At 74.3% G+C, this 17,874-nt stretch carries 17 protein-coding genes and 1 pseudogene; 4 read left to right on the forward strand and 14 right to left on the reverse strand.

The features are described 5' to 3' along the window. Nucleotides 1-112 precede the first annotated feature (112 nt). Complete coding sequence (locus ACIG5E_RS24065; RefSeq protein WP_396536457.1) at nt 113-784, forward strand: TetR/AcrR family transcriptional regulator; 672 nt, start codon at nt 113-115, stop codon at nt 782-784. A 15-nt stretch (nt 785-799) separates the two neighbouring features. Beyond that, entirely contained in the window at nt 800-1,102 is a 303-nt protein-coding gene (locus ACIG5E_RS24070; protein ID WP_396536459.1) for a universal stress protein, read from the forward strand. A gap of 48 nt (nt 1,103-1,150) precedes the next feature. Here ACIG5E_RS24070 and ACIG5E_RS24075 read toward each other — a convergent pair whose 3' ends face one another. The 4 genes from ACIG5E_RS24075 to ACIG5E_RS24090 form a co-directional block, all read right to left on the reverse strand. Next, entirely contained in the window at nt 1,151-1,864 is a 714-nt protein-coding gene (locus ACIG5E_RS24075) for an alpha/beta hydrolase (protein WP_396536461.1), read from the reverse strand. Nucleotides 1,865-2,245: 381 nt separating this feature from the next. Beyond that, nucleotides 2,246-2,851, reverse strand: coding sequence for a hypothetical protein (locus ACIG5E_RS24080; RefSeq protein ID WP_396536463.1), 606 nt, complete (start codon nt 2,849-2,851; stop codon nt 2,246-2,248). Between the two features lie 34 nt (nt 2,852-2,885). Further along, entirely contained in the window at nt 2,886-3,677 is a 792-nt protein-coding gene (locus ACIG5E_RS24085) for a VOC family protein (RefSeq protein ID WP_396536465.1), read from the reverse strand. Nucleotides 3,678-3,749: 72 nt separating this feature from the next. Further along, nucleotides 3,750-4,385 (reverse strand): alpha-ketoglutarate-dependent dioxygenase AlkB, encoded by a 636-nt coding sequence (locus ACIG5E_RS24090; protein WP_396536467.1) that lies wholly within the window; start codon nt 4,383-4,385, stop codon nt 3,750-3,752. 67 nt (nt 4,386-4,452) lie between these two features. Between ACIG5E_RS24090 and ACIG5E_RS24095 the strand changes: the two genes are divergently transcribed. Both ACIG5E_RS24095 and ACIG5E_RS24100 read left to right on the forward strand, forming a co-directional pair. Further along, nucleotides 4,453-5,064, forward strand: coding sequence for a hypothetical protein (locus ACIG5E_RS24095; protein ID WP_396536469.1), 612 nt, complete (start codon nt 4,453-4,455; stop codon nt 5,062-5,064). A 106-nt stretch (nt 5,065-5,170) separates the two neighbouring features. Further along, nucleotides 5,171-5,692: a universal stress protein gene (locus ACIG5E_RS24100; protein ID WP_396536471.1), complete on the forward strand. Its 522-nt coding sequence runs from the start codon at nt 5,171-5,173 to the stop codon at nt 5,690-5,692. Nucleotides 5,693-5,699: 7 nt separating this feature from the next. Here ACIG5E_RS24100 and ACIG5E_RS24105 read toward each other — a convergent pair whose 3' ends face one another. The 10 genes and pseudogenes from ACIG5E_RS24105 to ACIG5E_RS24150 all read right to left on the reverse strand — a co-directional run bounded on the left by ACIG5E_RS24105 (nt 5,700) and on the right by ACIG5E_RS24150 (nt 17,804). Then, nucleotides 5,700-7,313 (reverse strand): amidohydrolase, encoded by a 1,614-nt coding sequence (locus tag ACIG5E_RS24105; protein WP_396536474.1) that lies wholly within the window; start codon nt 7,311-7,313, stop codon nt 5,700-5,702. Beyond that, on the reverse strand, nt 7,310-8,152 hold the full coding sequence (locus tag ACIG5E_RS24110; protein WP_396536476.1) for a PaaX family transcriptional regulator C-terminal domain-containing protein: 843 nt from the start codon (nt 8,150-8,152) through the stop codon (nt 7,310-7,312). The genes ACIG5E_RS24105 and ACIG5E_RS24110 overlap by 4 nt, the downstream gene beginning before the upstream one ends. A 51-nt stretch (nt 8,153-8,203) precedes the next feature. After that, nucleotides 8,204-8,959, reverse strand: coding sequence for an Asp/Glu racemase (locus tag ACIG5E_RS24115; RefSeq protein ID WP_396536478.1), 756 nt, complete (start codon nt 8,957-8,959; stop codon nt 8,204-8,206). A gap of 27 nt (nt 8,960-8,986) precedes the next feature. Next, entirely contained in the window at nt 8,987-9,880 is an 894-nt protein-coding gene (locus tag ACIG5E_RS24120; RefSeq protein ID WP_396536480.1) for a fumarylacetoacetate hydrolase family protein, read from the reverse strand. Between the two features lie 15 nt (nt 9,881-9,895). Further along, complete coding sequence (locus tag ACIG5E_RS24125) at nt 9,896-11,017, reverse strand: cupin domain-containing protein (RefSeq protein ID WP_396536482.1); 1,122 nt, start codon at nt 11,015-11,017, stop codon at nt 9,896-9,898. Between the two features lie 13 nt (nt 11,018-11,030). Further along, nucleotides 11,031-12,002, reverse strand: coding sequence for a carbon-nitrogen hydrolase family protein (locus ACIG5E_RS24130; RefSeq protein WP_396536484.1), 972 nt, complete (start codon nt 12,000-12,002; stop codon nt 11,031-11,033). Between the two features lie 2 nt (nt 12,003-12,004). Further along, a complete protein-coding gene (locus ACIG5E_RS24135; RefSeq protein ID WP_396536486.1) occupies nt 12,005-14,443 on the reverse strand; it encodes an FAD-dependent monooxygenase in 2,439 nt (812 codons plus the stop codon). Further along, nucleotides 14,440-14,904 (reverse strand): acyl-CoA thioesterase, encoded by a 465-nt coding sequence (locus tag ACIG5E_RS24140; protein ID WP_396536546.1) that lies wholly within the window; start codon nt 14,902-14,904, stop codon nt 14,440-14,442. Before ACIG5E_RS24140 ends, ACIG5E_RS24135 begins: the two co-directional genes overlap by 4 nt. Continuing rightward, nucleotides 14,905-16,515, reverse strand: a pseudogene (locus tag ACIG5E_RS24145) (AMP-binding protein); the annotation flags it as partial. 221 nt (nt 16,516-16,736) lie between these two features. Then, nucleotides 16,737-17,804, reverse strand: a complete 1,068-nt coding sequence (locus tag ACIG5E_RS24150) for a hypothetical protein (RefSeq protein WP_396536488.1) — start codon at nt 17,802-17,804, stop codon at nt 16,737-16,739. Nucleotides 17,805-17,874: the final 70 nt, after the last annotated feature.

Consider the following 17,874-nt stretch of genomic DNA (forward strand, 5'->3'; position numbering starts at 1 on the left):
CCGTACCCCGCGGCCGCTTCGGACCGCTCTTGATCGTTTCCCGCAGGGTAGTTGTCGGCCCGGCCGTCGAGCCGACGGGCCCCAGCGGCGGCGCGGTTGCTAGGGTCTGCGCATGGCACAGAGCAGCGCGACCCCCCCGGGACGGCTCCGGCGCGACGCGCAGCGCAACCGGGACCTGCTGCTCGCCGCCGCCCGCGAGATGTTCTCCCGACAGGGCCTCGACGTCCCGCTGGACCAGATCGCCAAGGAGGCCGGCGTCGGCAACGCCACCCTCTACCGGAACTTCCCGACCCGCGAGGCGCTGATCGCCGAGGTCTTCGCGGACGCCGGGGCCGGCCTGGCCGCGGCCGGGGAGGAAGCGCTCGCCGCCGAGGACGCCTGGACCGGCCTGGAACGCTACTTCGAGCGGATCTTCGAACTCGTCGCCGCCGACCGGGGCATCAACGACCTGGTCACCCAGGCCATCCCGACCATCCCCGGCATGATCGAGATCAGCCGCGGGCACGCCGCCACCGTCGGCGCCCTGATCGCCCGCGCCCAGGAACAGGGCAGCATGCGGCGCGACGTGGTCACCATGGACCTGCTCTTCCTGCTCGGCCCGCTCTGCCGCGCCCTGCCCGCCGCCACCGAGCTGCGCCCCGACCTCTGGCGCCGCTACCTCGCCCTGCTGCTGGACGGCTTCCGCGCCCGGGCCACCCACCCGCTGCCGGTCCCGCCGATCGGCGAGGAGCACCTGGACCGGATGTTCGCCGACCTCTGGGAGGCGCAGGCGCCGGAGGCCTGACGTGCCCCGGGCCCGGTGGGCATCAGGGACGCGTACGGAACACCGGGCGCCGCGGGAGCCCGCCCGCGCTGCCAGGCCGTGCGCGGGGAGACCGGCCACGCCCTGGTGCGCTGCGCGGACCGGCCGGGCGACGTCCTGGTGCTCGGCGCGGGCCGGGAGCGGGGCCGCCTCTCCCGGCTGATCCGGCCGTCGATCACCGCCTACTGCGTCCGGCACGCCACCTGCCCGGTGCTCACCGTCCCGCGCCCGCCGCTCCAGCGGGACCTGGAGGCCCTGGAGCGCGGGTACGGGCTCCGGGAGCTGGTCGCGGGCAACTAGCAGGGCCGGTTTGGTGAAGGCCTCGGCATCGGCCTGGCTGCCACAGGCCTACGGCGTGATCCCGGCCGCCCGGGCCAGGAGGGCGGCGGTCTGGCGGCCGGCGGCCAGGGTGGCGGGGTCGGTGGCGGGCAGGCAGCGGTTGGCCTCGGGGCTGTAGGTGGTCATCACCACGCCCGCGTGGTCGGTGGGGAGTTCGAGCAGTTCGGCGGTGGGCACGACGGCGTGCAGTTGGTGGGTGAGCCGGCCGGGTACCACCTCGTCCGCCGTGCCGAGCACCAGCCGGATCGGGACCGGGGAAGGGTCCTTGGCCAGGTGGTCCAGGGGTATGTCGCCGGTGGTGGCGGCCGGGCGGCCGTAGGCGGAGGCGATGCCGACGGCGGCGGTGGGGCGCAGGTCGGCCGGGGTGTCCGGGTGGGTGGCCACCGCGACGGCCTCCCGGCCGCCGAGTGACCAGCCGGCCAGCACGAAGCGCTCCGGATCCCCGCCGTACGCGGCGGCGTTGCGGCGGGCGAAGGCGAGCGAGGCGAGCAGGTCGGCGCGGCCGCCGTCCTCCCGGTCGGGGCGCCAGTCCGGGACGAGCACCAACAGGCCCAGCCCGGCGGCCTCCTGGGCGAGCGTGTGCAGCACGTCGCGCTCGTCGGGGCCGGAGCCGTGCCAGAGCAGCACGACCGGGGCGGGCCCGGTGGCGGCGGCGGTGGGGCGGTGGACGTCCAACAGCCGTCCGTCCGCGTAGGGAACGGCCTCCGGCCGGTTGCTCGTCATGCCGGGTTCGCCTCCGATTCGGTGGATGATCACGGAACTGGTACTGTACTTCCTGTCGCGAGGGAGTCGATTCCTCGTCAGGCGTCAGCGGTGCTACCAGAGCACGCCCTACTTTCAGTAGGGAGAGTCCGTGCGACCCGGGCCTGGCGCTCCATGATCGGACGGGGTCCGGTGCCTTCACGGGTGCCGGGCCCCGTCCGCGTTCCCGAGCTGAAGCAGCTGAACAGCGGCGATGCCGCCGCCCTCGGTCCCCCGGGACGCCTCAGCCCTCAGGGGGGCGGCTCGCGGTGCAGCGGAAGCTGGTGTCCGGGCTGGCGGGCGCGGTCAAGGACTGACGACCGCCGGCCGGGACGCCTCAGCCCTCAGGGGGCGGCTCAGCCGTCAGGAGACGAAGCCGATGATCCCGTACTCCTCGAACGCCCGTGCCGTGCGCAGCCATCCGGCGACCTCGTCGACGGCCGCGGCCACCTCGCGGTCCAGCTCCGGGGCCCGGCCCTCGCGTTCGGCCAGCTCGAACTGCCGGAGTGCCTCCGCGCACTGCTCGGGCGACCACTCGCCGCAGGACAGCTCGGCGCAGTGCGGGAGGGTGGCGGGGAAGTCGCTGCCGTACTGGAAGTCCGAGACCGAGACGGCGGTGACGCCGTGCGCGCGCAGGCCCTTGTCGACCTCGTCCAGCCACAGGCCACGGAACGGGCCGAAGGAGCGGTTGTCCAGGGCCGTCGCGTCCGTCCCGCACAGGCGCCGGTACGCGTAGCCGTACTGGAAGGCGTACTCCTCGTCGAACGGCCCGCCGTGCACCACCGCGCGTAGCGCCTCGCGGGCGGTGGGGACGCCGTCCTCGATCTGGTCGGCGAACTCCTGGTCGGCGTGGTCCAGGTCGTCGCCGAAGTACCGGAGGACGTCCTCGAGTACGGCCTCGTCGGCGCAGCCGGCCAGGGTGCGCTTGTCCTCGACGTGGGTCAGGTACGCGGTCAGGAAGGAACTCATGGGGCCACCGTAGCGGCCGTGACGGACAGTCGGTTCAGGCGGCCTCGGCCGACTCCTCGGGCAGGACGGCGACCAGGACGAACTCCGCCCCGGCGTCGTCCCGGACGAGCGCCGCGCGGCCGAAGGGCGTCGGCCCGGGGCCGGTGCGGACGGTGCCGCCGAGGGTGCGCAGGGCGGCGGTGGCGCGGTCGGTGTCGGCCGTCCCGAAGTGGGTGCGCCAGCCGGGGGTGGTCCCGGTCGGCTCGGCGGGGCCGATGCTGCAGGCGGGGAGGCCGGCGGCCCGGGCGAGGGTGTGGCCCGCCCGCGGGCGGTCGTATCCGTAGCCGAAGACCTGCTGGTAGAAGGCGCGGGCGGTGTCCGGATCGGGGGAGAGGTGCTCGTTCCAGGTAAGGGTGCCGGGCTCGTTCACCAGCCCGGCGCCGTCGATTCCGTCGCCCTGCCAGAGGCCGAAGGTCGCGCCGAGCGGATCGACGGCGAGCGCGGCCCAGCCCTGGTCGGGCACCTCGTACGGCTCGCGGGCGATCCGGCCGCCGGCGGCCCGGACGGCGGCCGCGGTGTGCAGCAGGTCGCGGGAGGCGAGGCAGGTGGTCCAGGCGGCGGGCCGCGAAGCGGGTTGGGGGGCGGAGCCGTACGCGGCGGCCGGCGGCGCGGACGTGATCGCGGCGACCTGCGCGCCGTGCCGGGTGGCGACCGCCTCGGCGGGGCCGGTCGGGACGAACTCCCAGCCGAACAGGGCGCCGTAGAAGCGTTGTGCCCGGGGGAGGCCGGGGGTGGTCAGGACGATCCAGCAGGGGACGCCCTCGTGGTACCTGCCCGCCTTCGGCATGCCGCCCTCCTCGCCCGCCCGGCCCCCACCCGTCAGCCTCCGCGCCCGTTGAGCGGGTGGCAAACGGACGGTTCAGGCGACCCCGCGCGGACGGAACTGGATGCTGATCCGCGGGCCGACCGGGCGGGCGGTCTTCGGGATCGCGTGCTCCCAGGTGCGCTGGCAGGAGCCGCCCATCACCACGAGGTCCCCGTGTCCGAGCGGTCGGCGCACGACCGCCGCGCCGCCGGAGCGCGGCCGCAGGGCGAGGACGCGCGGCTCGCCGACGGAGAGGATCGCCACCATGGTGTCCTCGCGGGCGCCGCGCCCGATCCGATCGCCGTGCCAGGCCACGCTGTCCCGGCCGTCCCGGTAGTAGCAGAGCCCGAGGGTGCGGAAGGGCTCGCCCAGCTCGGCGGCGTAGTGCCGGCTGAGTGCGGTCCGGGCCTCGCCAAGGAGGGGGTGCGGCGGTTCGGCGTCGGCGGCGTAGGAGGCGAGCAGCCGGGGGACGTCGACCGTCCGCTCGTACATCTCGCGCTGCTCGGCCCGCCAGGGCACGGTTGCGGCCAGCTGTTCGAACAGCCGGTCCGCCCCGCGCAGCCAGCCGGGCAGCACGTCCAGCCAGGCGCCGTCGCCGAGCACCAGGCGCTGCAGGCCGTCGAGCGGGCCGAGCCGGAGGTCCGCGGCTTCTTCGAACAGCGAGGGCTGGAGGTGGACGGTGCCGTGCATGGGGTCCAGCCTACGCCGTGAATCGAACACGTGCTCGAACGTGGGGCCCGGAGGCTAGCCTGCCGGTATGGCGATCAACGGGTTCGGGGTCACCGAGTTCCAGCTCTTCCTGCTGCGCCGGATGGCCGACTACCACCCCGAGCTGGTCGAGGACGCGGTGCGGCGGCTCGGCGCCACCCGCGCCTCGATGCGCGAGGCGAACAAGCGCTGGCAGGCGATGGTCCGCGCGCCCCGGTTTCCGCGCGGCGCCGCCCGGTACACCGCCGTGCTCGGGCCGGCGGAGGCGAGCGTGCCGCGCCGGATCGGGGACCTCGCGTGCACCGCGCGGCAGTGGCCACTGCCGCTCTGGCCCGAGCTGCGCTTCGAGGTGCTGCTCGGCCCGGCGGAGATCGGCGCGCCGGTGCTGAACGAGTGGCTGGTCCGGGCGGCCGACGCCCCGCCGCCCGCGCTGCGCACCGTCGCCGACCTGGCGCCGTGGGGCTGTGTGGTGGATGACGTGGGGATGGCCTTCCCGGGGGCCGTGCCGCGTGAGGGGAGTGCGCCGACCCGCTTCCGGCTGGACTTCCAGGCGCCGGACGCCGGCGGGCGGGTGCGTTGCTGGACGGCCGACTTCACCTGGGGGCTGCTCCAGGAGGTCCTGCTTCGGGAGACTGGGGGTCGGCCGCCCGGGTTCGAGTGATTCAAGGCCATATTCAGTGAATGCCTTTGATTTGCAGGCTCAAGTGCAATCGTGGCAACATAATCACAGACACTGAATCGGTATTGGCATCGGAAAGCGAAGGATCATGTCGGGCGACGCGCGCGTCATCGTCGGAGTAAGCGGCTCACTGCACAGCCTCACCGCCCTGCACCGGGCGGCGGAGGAGGCCCGGGCCAGGCGGGCCGTGCTGGTCCCGGTGCTGGCCTGGACCCCGGTCGGCGGCGAGCGCAGCTACCGCGCCCGCCCCTGCCCGCCGCTGCTCCGCGCCTGGCGGGACGCCGCCGAGGCCCGACTGGAGAGCGCGCTCGGACAGGCCTTCGGCGGCCTGCCGATCGGCCTGCCCGTGCAGCCGCTGGTCATGCGCGGCGAGGCAGGGGCGGTGCTGGCCGCCCTGGCCGACCGGCCCGGTGACCTGCTGGTGATCAGCGCCGGCCGGCACGGCTCGATGCGCGGACGGCTGCGCCGACTGCTGCGCGGCTCGGTCGCCCGCTACTGCCTCGACCACGCCCGTGGCGGCGTGCTCGTCGTCCCGCCGTCCGGCCTGCACGAGGACCTGCGCGCCCTGCACCGCGGCGACATCGACCTGCGGGAGCTCATCGCCGCCTGACTGATCGTCAACTCCCGTGGACGGTACGGCCGCCGACCACCGTCCGCAGCGGCCGCAGCTCCCGCAGCCCGTCTACCGGGCAGCTCAGCGGGTCGACCGGCCACAGTGTGAGGTCGGCGAGCGCGCCCGGGTGCAGGCTGCCGCGCTCGGCGCTCTCGCCGGTCAGCCGGGCGGCGGCGACGGTGTGCAGCGCGATCGCCTCGCCCCGTCCGATCGCGTGCTCGGCGCCGACCACCCCGGCCGTGGTGCCGCGGGTCGTCATGCCCCACACCGACACCATCGCGCCGTACGGGCCGACCGGGAAGTCCGAGCCGGCCGAGAGCTGCGCTCCCTCGTCCAGCCACTCGCGCAGCGGGAACAGCGCGGCGGTGCGCTCCTCACCCCAGGCGCGCTGCTGGGTGAGCGCACCGTCGTGCAGCAGCGGGTGCTGCACCGTCACCGGGATGCCGAGCGCGATCGCCCGGGCCCGCTGGTCGGCCCGGGCCAGCCCGCCGTGCTCGACCACGAGTGTGCCCGGCGGCAGGCCGGGGCGGCCCTTCAGTACCTGCTCGAAGACGTCCAGCAGCACGCGCAGCCCGCGGTCGCCCCAGGCGTGCACGCCCGCCCGCCAGCCGCGCTCGACCACCCGGTCCACCGCGGCGAGCAGTTCCTCCGGCTCCCAGAGCAGCCGCCCGTGGTAGCAGGGCTGCCCCTGGTACGGCTCCTCCAGCGCGCCCGCCTCGAAGCCGCCGTCGATGCCGAACTTGACGCCCCACAAGCGCAGTTGCGCGTCGTCCCGGCCGTCCGCGCGCCACTGGTCCATCCGGTCCAGCAGGGCGTCCACCTGCTCGGGCGTGCGCGCGGCGAAGCCGGAGACCAGGGCCCGGACCCGCACGGCGAGCGCGCCCTCGGTCCGGGCCGCGTCCAGCACGTCGAGGTCCTCGACCGGGACGAGGCAGTCGCGCACGGTGCCGATCCCGGTGGCGGCGTAGTCGGCGGAGGCCGCGCGCAGGCCCTCGATCCGCTCGGCGAGGGTCGGGCGCGGCAGCACCCGCTCGACCAGCTCGGTCGCCCGGTTGATCAGCCGGCCGGTCAGCCGCCCCCGCTCGTCGCGTTCGATCACCCCGCCGGACGGCGCCTCGGTGGACTCGTCGATCCCGGCCAGCCGCAGCGCGGCCGAGTTGAGCACCATGTTGTAGGCGCCGCGGCGCACCAGCACCGGGTGGTCGGCGGTGGCGCCGTCCAGCTCCTCGGTGGTCGGCATCCGCTGCTCGGCGAGCAGCACCTCCTGCCAGTTGACCGTGGTGAGGATCCACTCCCCGGCGGGGGTGCGGGCAGCGCGCTCGCGGATGAGCTCCAGGAACCCGGTGAGGTCCCGGGCCCGGTGCACCGGGACGCCGTGGACGCTGTGCCCGGCCAGGATCAGATGGGTGTGGGTGTCGTCGAAGGCGGGCAGCACGGTCGCCGACGGGGCGTCCACCACCTCGGTGGCCGGGCCGATCAGGGCGTCCAGGCCGTCGGGTTCGGCGGCGAGGGCGGTGACCCGGCCGTCGGTGACGGCGATCGCCCGCTGCGGCGGCTCGCCCGGGGCGAGGGTGTGCACGGCGGCGGCGCGGACCAGCAGGTCGGCGGGGGCGGTCATGGCAGCTCCTGGGGGTGGGACAGTCCGGTGACCTTCTCGACGTACCGCAGGCTCGGCTCGGCGAGCCGCCCGTGCAGCTCGGTGAACACGGCGCGGGCCGGCACGGCGTTCCAGTCGGCGGGCAGCAGCGGTTCGGGTAGCCCGGGGTCGAGGTACGGCAGCCTGCGCCACTGGGTGAGCATCGGCACGTAGTCCCGGAAGGCCTCGGCCGGGTCGATCCGCTCCTGCCCGCGCAGCTCCTCGGCGACCGGGCGCCAGGCGTCGGTGAAGGCCGCGTACTGCGCCTCGATCGCCGGGAGGTCCCACCAACTCGCCACCGCCGTGCGGAGTTCGGCGAAGCCGGCGTACTCGGCGGAGAGGAAGAGGTGGACGTAGGCGCTCAGGCCCAGGCGTTCCAGCAGCCGGCGGGCGTCCGGCAGCAGCCGGGCGGGGGCCAGCCAGACGCCAGGGGCGGCGTTGCCGAAGCCGAGCCAGCTGAGCCGGGAGCGCAGCTGGTGGCGGTGGGCGCGTTCGGACTCGGGCACCGAGAACACCGCCACCACCCAGCCGTCGGCGAGTTCGGCGGGCTCCAGGCTGTGGAAGATCCGGCGGTCGCCCTCGTCGAACACCGGGGCCATCGCGGGGGACAGCCGGTAGCCGGTGCCCGTGCGGCGCTCCTGGAGCAGCGTGCCGGCCTTCTTCAGCCGGGATGTCGCCGAGCGGACGGCCGGGGCGTCGACGTCCAGCTCGGCCATCAGCGCGATCAGGTGGGCGATCGATATCCAGCCGCCGAGGCGGCGGACGAACTCGCCGTAGACGGTGTGGATCAGGGAGCTGGGCCGGGTCGTGCTCTCCGGCATGCGTGGGCCCTCCTCCCCGACGGCTGGTGGTGATCATAGCGGCGGCCGCCGTCAGGCGTAGGCGCCGGAGAGCAGGTGCCCGGCGCCGGGGGCGACGGCGGGCAGGCCGAGTGCCCGCAGCAGCTGGTGGGTGGTGCAGATCGCGGCCGAGACCACCGGCTTGCCGAGCTGCTGCTCGGCCTCCTCGACGGCGGACAGCGAGGGCATCTGCACGCAGGCGGAGAGCACCACGGCGTCGGCCCCGGTGTGCGAGAGGCCCTTGGCGATCGCGGGCAGCCGGGCCGGGTCGTGGGCGGCCACGTCCAGGTTGTCGGCGATCTCCAGGGCGGCGTGGTCGAGCACCTCGATGCCCTCCTGGGCGAGGTAGTCGACCACCGTCCGGGCCAGCGGCCGCAGGTACGGGGTGACCATCGCGACCTTCCTGGCGCCGAGCGTCCGCAGGCCGGTGACCAGGGCGCCGGCGCTGGTGACCACGGGCGCGGGCGCGCCGTTCTCGACCGTACGGCGGTGCAGCCGCTGTTCCGCCTCGCGGTGGTAGCCCGGGCCGGTGGCCATCACCGCGACCAGGCAGGCGTAGCCGATCACGTCGACCCGGGCGTCCGAGAGCTCGGCGGCGCAGCGGTCGGACTCGCCGTCCATGGCGCGCAGTTGCTCGGGGGTGACCCTGGTCATCCGCATCCGGCTGGAGTGGAAGGTGAACCGTTCGGGGGCGACCGCCTCGCGGGCCCGCAGCAGGGCGGGGACCTCGGTCTCCATGGTGACGTTGGAGCTCGGGACGATCTGGCCGATCCGGTACGTCGGCGGCATGGGTTCGGTGCTCCCTTCGGCCCGTGTTCAGCGGGCGTCGATCACGGGGTTGGCGAGGGTGCCGATCCGCTCGATGGTGGCCTCGACCAGGTCGCCGGGCTGCAGGAACTGCGGCGGGACCATCCCGGCGCCCACCCCCGAGGGGGAGCCGGTGGCGATCACGTCCCCGGGCTCCAGGGTCATGCCGGCGGAGATGTCGGCGATCAGCCGGGCGATGCCGAACAGCATGTGGCGGGTGTTGGAGTTCTGCCGCAGCTCGCCGTTGACCCGCAGTGAGAGGTCGAGCCGCTGTGGCTCGGGGATCTCGTCGGCGGTGACCACGACCGGGCCGAAGGGCGCGTAGCTGTCCTGGCCCTTGGAGAAGAACCACTGGCCGGAGCGGCGCTGGTCGCGGGCGCTGACGTCGTTGACGATGCTGTAGCCGAAAACGTGCCGCCAGGCGTCCTGTTCGCTCACCCGGTGGGCGGGTTCGCCGATCACCACGGCGAGTTCGCACTCCCAGTCGAGCTGCTTGGTGAGGTCGGCGTTGTGCAGGATCGGCTGGCCGGGGCCGGTGACGGCGGTGGCGGGCTTGCCGAACAGCACCGGGCGGTCCGGGAGTTCGCGCTCGGTGTCCAGGCTGCGGTGCGACTCGTCCACGTGCTCCACGTAGTTGAGGCCGACGCCGACGATCTTCCCCGGGCGCAGCGGGGCGCGCAGCGACACCTCGGCGAGCGGCCGGGTGTCCGGTGCCCCGCGGAGCAGCTCCCGGGCGGTGGCCAGGGCGGGCTCACCCGCCCGGATCAACTCCAGCAGGCTGCCCGGGAGTCGGGCTCCGGCGGCGGTGGCGAGGGCGGTCAGGTCGGCGACCCGGTCGGCGCCGATCCGGGCGCCCAGGCGGGGGGTGTCGTCGCCGTCGGCACAGTAGGTGAGCAGGTGCATCTCTCTGGACTCCTGTTACGGGGTGGTGGGCTGGTGCCCGTCGTGGTCCGGGTAGGACTCCTCGCGGTAGAGGCCGAGCGAGTGCATCACCGGGAAGTCGTTGAAGGAGAACAGGCAGGCGTCCTCGCCCTGGTCGAGGTTCGCGTGCTCGTGCCAGGCCCAGGACGGCACGACGAAGATGTCGCCCTGCTGCCACTCGAAGCGCTGCCCGGCGATCACCGAGACGCCGCGCCCCTTGGCCGCCGTGTAGACCACCGAGCCGGTGTGCCGGTGGGCCCGGGTGGTCTGGCCGGGGCGCAGCAGTTGCAGGTGGGCGGCCATGGTTGGCATCACCGGGCCGCCGGTGACCGGGTTGGTGTACTCCATGATCACGCCGTCGTACGGGGATCCCTCGGTGGCGCGGGCGAGTTGGCACAGGGCGTGGTAGCTGGGCTCCCAGGGCCAGCCGAGCAGCGGCGAGTACGGGCGGGTCCACTTCTCGACGCCGTACGGGAGCAGGTTGCCGCCGTAGCTGAGCAGCGAGGAGTTCGCCACCGGGCCGGGCCGCTGGTAGAGCTCGGGGTGGACCTCGTAGAAGTTGGCGTCGAGGGTGTTGACCAGCGGGATGTCCAGGCCGTCCTGCCAGATCACCGGGTTGTCCTCGGCCTCGTTGCCGTGCTCGTGCCAGGTGTTGTTGGGGGTGATCGCGAAGTCGCGCGGGCCGACCTTGAGCTTCTGCCCGTCCACGACCGTCCAGGCGCCGGCGCCCTCGTGGACGAAGCGCAGCGCGGAGGCCTGGTGGCGGTGGGCGGTCATCGCCTCGCCGGGGCCCATGATCTGCAGGCCGGTGTACAACAGGCCGACGGCGGCGCTGAGTTCGCGTCGGCCGGGGTTGACCAGCATCACCACCCGGCGGCCCGCGTCGTCGGCCTTCACCAGCGGGAGGGCCTTGCGGACCAGCGGGCGCAGGTCGGCATAGCGCCACAGCACCGGGACGGACTTCGGCTGCGGGTACCAGGGTTCGATCTCGTTCGCCACCGTCCACAGGGCGCCGGCCTCGTGCTTGGCCAACTCCTCGTAGTAGGCGAGCAGTTCGGGGCTGTCGTTGACGCGGGCTCGGCCGATCCGGTCGTCGTCGTAGCTGCCGTCTTCGGTCATCTCTCCTCCTCCGTCACGTTTCCTCGTCGGGTAGCACCAGGGGCCGCAGCGGGCGGTTGTCCACGTGCAGCCGGAAGACGTCGAAGCGGTTGTAGTGGCCGACGATGTCGTGCATCTGCTTGGGCTGGATGCACCGGCCGAGGTCGATCTCGGCGTAGACGATGCCCTCCTCGTCCACCAGCGGTTCGGTGACCGCCCGGCCGTCCGGGCCGAAGATCCCGGACAGCGCGTTGCGCGGGCGGGCGAGCTGCTTGCGGACCTGCTGGTCCTCGCCGGCGATCAGGTCGACCATCTCCGGCGAGATGGTCGAGCAGGAGACCACGGTGAACAGCTTGCCCTCGAAGCAGTGGGCGGCGGCGCGCAGCGCGATCGCCTCCGCCATGTCGTAGTCCTCGGGGGCCACCGGCAGGGCGATGTAGCTCGCGGCGTGGACGAGTTCGCCCTGCGCCAGCAGGGTGAAGCGGGCCAGGGTGTTGGTGTTCTCCCCGCAGGCGAGCGCGCCGAGCGGGCCGACGGCCGTGCGATGCACCCGCAGCGAGCTGCCGTCGCCCTGGGTCCAGGTCAGCTTCTCGGCCCAGGTCGGCACCAACTTGCGGTGAACGCCGAGGAGTTCGCCGTCCGAACCGATGATCAGCAGGGTGTTGTACAGCACCCCGAGGCTGTGCCGGCCGCGCTCGTTGACGCCGATCACCAGCACCACCCCGGCCTGCCGGGCGGCGGCGCGCAGGGTGTCGACGTACGGCCCGGGGACGTCCACGGCGGCGCGGTACAGCCGCTCGTACCAGGGCGAGCCCTGCACCGGGGTCATCGTCCAGTTCCAGTAGGGGTAGCCAGGCACGAAGACCTCGGGGAAGACCACCAGTTCGGCGCCGTGCCCGGCCGCCTCCTGGATCAGGGCGACGGCCTTGTCCACGGTCGCGGCCGGGTCCAGGTAGACCGGGGCGGCCTGCACGGCGGCGGCGGTGAAGCGGGGCAGGTCCGGCATCGTCACTCCTTCGGCGGGGTGGTCGGCAGCCAGCGGCGGTGGACGGGCGGGGCGGGCTCGCGCAGCAGGTGCAGCCGCGGGGCGACCCGGTCGGCGCCGGGGCCCGGCGGCTTGCGGCGGCCGGCCAGCCAGGGTCCGGGCCAGTGGGCGCCGGGGCCGGTGTAGTCCTGGTCGGCGGCGGCGTGCAGGGTCCAGAACGGGTCGTGCAACTGGGCCCGGCCGATCGCGACCAGGTCGGCGCGACCGGCCAGCAGGACGGAGTTGGCGTCGTCGTGGCCGGAGATCGCGCCGACCGCGATGGTCGGCAGGCCGGTGGAAGCGCGGATCAGCTCGGCGAAGGGTGTCTGGTAGCCGCGCCCGTACGGCGGCCGCTGGTGCGCCACCACCTCGCCCGTGGAGACGTCCACCGCGTCCGCTCCGGCCTCGGCGAGGGCCTGGCAGATCGCCACCGCCGCGGTCTCGGTGGTGCCGCCGGGTGCCCAGTCGGCGGCCGAGATCCGGACCAGCAGCGGCCGCCCGGCGGGCCAGACGGCGCGCACGGCCGCCAGCACCTCCAGCGGAAACAGCAGCCGGTGGGCGAGCGGGCCGCCGTAGTGGTCGGTGCGGTGGTTGGTGAGCGGGGAGAGGAAGGAGGAGAGCAGGTGCCCGTGGCCGAACTGCAGCTCCAGTACGTCGAACCCGGCCCGGGTGGCGCGCTCGGCGGCGGCCGCGAAGTCGGCTGCGACGGACTCCAGTTGGACGTGATTGGCCTCGTGCGGGGTCGCGCTGCCGGGGCCCCAGGGAAGAGGCGAAGGGGCGAGCAGCGGCCAGCCCGAGGCGAGCGGGCGGCCGATGCCGTCCGGTCCGGGTGCGGCGGTGGCGCCCCGTCGGCCGGCGTGGGTGAGCTGGATGCCGACCGGGGTGTCGCTCACCGCTCTTACGGCGTCCAGGAGTTCCTTCCAGGCGGCCTCCTGGTGGTCGTTCCACAGCCCGGGGCAGCGGTCGGTGGCCCGGCCCTCGGGGCTGACGGCCGTCATCCCGGCGACCACCAGCCCGGCGCCGCCGAGCGCGTGGGCGGTCAGCTGGGCCCGGTCGAAGGCGCTGGGCAGGGCGTCGGGGGAGGTGAAGGTGGCCAGCGGCGGGACGACGATCCGGTTGCGCAGCTCCAACGCGCCCAGCTTCAGCGGCCGGAACATCGGCGGCACCCCGGGCGAGCCGCCGACGGCGGTCTCCACGGCGGCCGTGAACTCCGGGTCGCGGGCGCGCAGACTGCCGTAGGTGACCCGGCGGCTGCGGGTGAGCAGGTTGAAGGCGAACTGGTCGATGCCCTGGCCGGTACGGCGGCCGACCGTCTCGAACCACTCCAGGCTGGCCTGGGCGGCGCGCTGGGTGGACTCCACCACCGGTCGCCGCTCGTCCTCGTAGGCGGCCAACGCGGCGTCCAGGGTGGGCTGTTCGCTCAGCGCGGCGGCCAGGGCGAGGGCGTCCTCCAGGGCCAGCTTGGTGCCCGAACCGATCGAGAAGTGCGCGGAGTGCGCGGCGTCGCCGAGCAGCACGATGTTGCGGTGGCGCCACCTGGCGTTGCGCACCGTGGTGAAGCGGATCCAGCGGGAGGCGTTGGGGATCAGCCGGTGGCCGTCCAGGTGCCCGGCGAGCAGCTCCGCGCAGCGCCGCACGCTCGCCGTGTCGCTCTCGCCGCGCCCGAACTCCCTTGCGGCGAGGGCCTCGAAGCCGGCGCGGCGCCAGGCGTCCTCGGCGATCTCGACGATGAAGGTCGAGCGGGTGGCGCTGTACGGGTAGGCGTGCACCTGGAGGGCGCCGAAGTCGAACTCCTCGACGATGAAGGTGAAGGCCTCGAAGACCCGGTCGGTGGCGAGCCAGATGTAGCGGCAGTGCCGCTCGTCCGACTCGGTGCGGAAGGCGTCCGGGTGGGCGGCCCGGGTGCCGGAGTGGATGCCGTCGGCGGCCACCACCAGGTCGTACTCGGCGGCGAGTCGATCGACCGGCGGGGCGGGGGTGCGGTAGCGCACGTCCACCGCCAGTTCGGCGCAGCGCTGTTGCAGGACGGCGCGCAGCCGGTTGCGGTCGAGGGCGGCGAAGCCGTGCCCGCCGCTGGTGCGGACCTGGCCGGCGAAGCGGATGTCGATGTCGCTCCAGCGGGCGAACTCGGCGCTGATCGCGGCGAAGACCTGCGGATCGGCCTGGGCGATGCCGTCCAGGGTCTCGTCGGAGAAGACCACGCCGAAGCCGAACTCGTGCTCCCGGGCGTCGCGTTCGTACACGGTGATCTCGCGTTCGGGGGCCAACTGCTTGGCCAGGGCGGCGAAGTAGAGCCCGCCCGGGCCGGCGCCGATCACCGCGATGCGCTGCGGGCCGGTGGTCGTGCGCTCTGGTGCTGGCTCTGGTGTTGTCGCCGGTGTTGTCGTCGGTGTTGGCGCTGTCGCTGTCGCTGGTGCTGTCATGCGAGCACCTCCGGCCGCTGCGGCCCGGCCTCCGCGAGCGCTCGGCGGACCGGTGCGGGCCAGGGCTCGGCGCCCTTGGCCTGCGGCGCGGCGTGCACCACCGACATCCGGCCGCTGGCGGCCAGACCCGTCGGGCCGTGCACCTCGAAGGCGTAGTGCAGCGAGGAACCGCCGATCCGGAGCACCCGCAGCTCGGTGCGGACCACGTCCCCGAACCAGAGCCGCTCCCGGTAGTCGGCCTCGAAGTGCACCCGGGGGATCCGCCCGAACAGCTCGGCCAGCCCGAGCCGGCGTAGCAGCGCCGCCTCGGCGGCCTCGGCCCAGCGCTGCACGGCGGAGAAGTGGTAGTGCCCGGCGGCGTCGGTGTCCGACCACTCGACCCGGCGCTCGATGGTGATGGCGGCCGGGAACGGGGCCTGCTTCACGTCCTGTTGCGCGTTCTGTTCCACGTCCTGTGTCACGGCGGCCCTTCTGCGCAGTTCGGCGCGGAGCAGCTTGCCGGTCGCGGTGCGCGGCAGCTCGGGGACGAACTCGATGGCGCGCGGGTACTTGTACGGCGCGATGGTGCGCTTGACGTGCTCCTGGAGCTCCTTGACGGTCTCCGCGCCCGCCGAAGCGCCCTCGCGCAGCACCACGTACGCCTTGACCACCGTGCCGCGCCGCTCGTCCGGGGCGGCCACCACGGCGCAGTCGGCGACGGCCGGGTGGGCGGCGAGCGCCTGTTCCACCTCGGGGCCGGCGATGTTGTAGCCGGCCGAGACGATCATGTCGTCGTTGCGGGCCTGGTACCAGAAGTAGCCGTCCCGGTCGCGCAGGTAGGTGTCGCCGGTGAGGTTCCAGCCGTTGCGGACGTAGTCGCGCTGGCGCTCGTCGTCCAGGTAGCGGCAGCCGGTCGGGCCCTTGACCGCCAGCAGCCCGGGCTCGCCGTCCGGCACGGGATTGCCCTGCCCGTCCAGTATCGCCGCCCGGAAGCCGGGGACGGGACGGCCGGTGGAGCCGGGGCGGATGTCGGCGTCGGCGGCCGAGATGAACACGTGCAGCAGCTCGGTGGCGCCGATGCCGTCGATCAGCCGCCGGCCGGTGGCGGTGTGGAAGGCCTCCCAGACGGCGGCGGGCAGCGGCTCGCCGGCCGAGACGCAGCGCCTCACGCCGGCCAGCCGGTCGGCGAGCCCGGCGGCCAGGATCGCCCGGTAGGCGGTGGGCGCGGTGAACAGCACGCTCACGCCGTGATGCCGGACCTGCTCGGCGAGCTGCTCGGGCGTGGCCTGCTCCAGCAGCAGGCTGGCGGCGCCCGCCCGCAGCGGGAAGACCAGCAGGCCGCCGAGGCCGAAGGTGAAGCCGAGCGGCGGGGTGCCGGCGAAGAGGTCGTCGGGGGTGGGGCGGAGCAGGTGGCGGGAGAAGGTGTCGGCGTTGGCCAGTACGTCGCGGTGGAAGTGCAGGGTGGCCTTGGGGCGGCCGGTGGTGCCGGAGGTGAAGGCGATCAGCGCGACGTCGTCGGCGGCGGTCGGCACGGCGGTGAAGCCGGGGCGCTGGGTGGCGCAGCGGGCGGTGAGGTCCTCGGGGCCGCGGCCGCCGAAGGGGAGTATCCGCAGGTCGGGGGCGTGCGCCCGGTCGAGCTCGGTGAGGAAGCGGTGGTCGCACAGGGCGAGGGTGGGGCGGGCGATCCGGGTCAGTTCGGTCAGCTCGGCCGCGCGCAGCAGCGGCATGGTGGTGACCACCACCCCGCCGGCCTTCAGTACGCCGAGCCAACAGGCGGCCAGCCAGGGGGTGTTGGGGCCGCGCAGCAGCACGCGGTTGCCGGTGGCCAGGCCCAGTTCCTCGGTCAGCAGGCGGGCGATCCGGTCGGCGTGGTTGCGCAGTTCGCCGTAGCTCCACCGGTCGGTGGGGGTGAGCAGGCAGCGGCGGTCGGGTCCGAAGCGGGCGATGGTGTCGTCGAGCAGGGCGGCCGCGCAGTTCAGGCGGTCGGGGTAGTCCAACTCCGGGAGTTCGAAGAGGAGTTCGGGCCACTGGTCGAAGGGTGGGAGATGGTCGCGACAGAACGTGTCCACATGCGCTGAGGGGGAGAGCTCCATGGGCGGGCACCTCATCGTGCGAGCGGGAGTGAAGCCAGTATGGCGCTCTCGTGACGCCAGTCAAGAGAGCGATACATGCATTCGGGCGACGGGGGCGCGCGGTGTGTGAGGGCAGCGGCGCGAGGGCAAGGCGCGTGAGGGAAAGGTGCGCGGGGGCGAATGGAACGCCCCGCGGGCCGGTGGGGCCTGCGGGGCGGGTGAGGGGTCGGTTCTTCGCGTGCTCAGGCCGCGGTGCCGTGGAAGACGGCGTCCGGTGTGCGGCCCTGCTCGGCCTGCTGGGCGCGCTCGGCGAGCAGCCGGGCGAACGGGGTGAGGCCGGGCAGCGCGACCGCGGCGCCCAAACCGGAGTAGTGCACGTACAGCAGCGTCGAGTCGACCCGGACCAGGGTCTCCGCCATCGACTCGCCCCGGGTGCGGGCGGCGCTCTGGTCGCCGGTCGACGGGACGGCCGCCACGGTGGCGTCGCCCCGGGCGTCGATCAGGTCGAGGCTGGTGCCGAAGGCCCGGCCGGCCGCCTCGGTGGAGGCGAAGGTGACCACGGTGAACTGCACGGACGGGAGCGGAGAGGTGCTGAACGTCACGGTGGCGTAGGTGAGTTGCTGGTCGCACGCGTCCGGGAGCAGGCAGGTCACGTCCGGCCCGCTGCCGGTCCCGGACCGCGGCCCGCTCTCCACCTGCCAGCCGCCCGGCATCGCCGCCAGGTCCGGCAACACGCCCTGCGCCTGCGCGGGGTCGCGGATGGTCCGCGCGGCGTGGGCGAAGTCGGGCCCGTTGGGTCGCAGCAGCGGGCGCGAGCCGAGGTGGATCCCGAGTGCCACCAGCGCGGCGATCAAGACCAGGGCCAGGGTGACGACGACGGCCGTGTTGCTGCGCCGGGCGGCCCGGGCCCGGGCACTGGCCGCGGCCGGGTCGACCCGGAGCTGGACGGTGGACGAGTTCCTGGGGTCGACCCGAAGGTGGACGGTGGACCGGTCCTCGGGATCGACCCGCAGCTGGACGGTGGTCGGGCCGGGCTCCGGGCCCGTCCGCAGCTGGACGGTCGTCGGGTCGGTCTGCCCGCCGAGTTCGGTGGTGGCCAGGTACTGCGCGAATCCCGGGTCGGTGGCCAGCAGTCGGGTCACGGCCGCGGTCAGCGCGGCCCGTGCCCGCGGATCGTCCGGGTACGTCTCGATCGCCGTCACGGCCCGCGCCCCCTCCGGCATCAGCCGCAGCCGGGCCCGTACCACCTCGGCCACCGCCTGCCCCGGCCCGGCCGTGCCCCGAGCCAGCCGTACCAGCGCACCCGTCACGCGTGGTACCAGCTCCCGGCCGTCCCCCATGGCAACTCCCCCCGCCGCATGAGTCCTTGCCCACCAGGCT

Source organism: Kitasatospora sp. NPDC053057 (assembly GCF_044546945.1).
Taxonomy (GTDB): Bacteria; Actinomycetota; Actinomycetes; order Streptomycetales; family Streptomycetaceae; genus Kitasatospora.

Bases quoted from the DNA above. Each gene is read 5' to 3' on its own strand.
- ACIG5E_RS24065 (WP_396536457.1), top strand. From the start codon at position 113: ATGGCACAGAGCAGCGCGACCCCCCCGGGACGGCTCCGGCGCGACGCG.
- ACIG5E_RS24075 (WP_396536461.1), bottom strand. From the start codon at position 1,864: ATGACGAGCAACCGGCCGGAGGCCGTTCCCTACGCGGACGGACGGCTG.
- ACIG5E_RS24080 (WP_396536463.1), bottom strand. From the start codon at position 2,851: ATGAGTTCCTTCCTGACCGCGTACCTGACCCACGTCGAGGACAAGCGC.
- ACIG5E_RS24085 (WP_396536465.1), bottom strand. From the start codon at position 3,677: ATGCCGAAGGCGGGCAGGTACCACGAGGGCGTCCCCTGCTGGATCGTC.
- ACIG5E_RS24090 (WP_396536467.1), bottom strand. From the start codon at position 4,385: ATGCACGGCACCGTCCACCTCCAGCCCTCGCTGTTCGAAGAAGCCGCG.
- ACIG5E_RS24095 (WP_396536469.1), top strand. From the start codon at position 4,453: ATGGCGATCAACGGGTTCGGGGTCACCGAGTTCCAGCTCTTCCTGCTG.
- ACIG5E_RS24100 (WP_396536471.1), top strand. From the start codon at position 5,171: ATGTCGGGCGACGCGCGCGTCATCGTCGGAGTAAGCGGCTCACTGCAC.
- ACIG5E_RS24105 (WP_396536474.1), bottom strand. From the start codon at position 7,313: ATGACCGCCCCCGCCGACCTGCTGGTCCGCGCCGCCGCCGTGCACACC.
- ACIG5E_RS24110 (WP_396536476.1), bottom strand. From the start codon at position 8,152: ATGCCGGAGAGCACGACCCGGCCCAGCTCCCTGATCCACACCGTCTAC.
- ACIG5E_RS24115 (WP_396536478.1), bottom strand. From the start codon at position 8,959: ATGCCGCCGACGTACCGGATCGGCCAGATCGTCCCGAGCTCCAACGTC.
- ACIG5E_RS24120 (WP_396536480.1), bottom strand. From the start codon at position 9,880: ATGCACCTGCTCACCTACTGTGCCGACGGCGACGACACCCCCCGCCTG.
- ACIG5E_RS24125 (WP_396536482.1), bottom strand. From the start codon at position 11,017: ATGACCGAAGACGGCAGCTACGACGACGACCGGATCGGCCGAGCCCGC.
- ACIG5E_RS24130 (WP_396536484.1), bottom strand. From the start codon at position 12,002: ATGCCGGACCTGCCCCGCTTCACCGCCGCCGCCGTGCAGGCCGCCCCG.
- ACIG5E_RS24135 (WP_396536486.1), bottom strand. From the start codon at position 14,443: ATGACAGCACCAGCGACAGCGACAGCGCCAACACCGACGACAACACCG.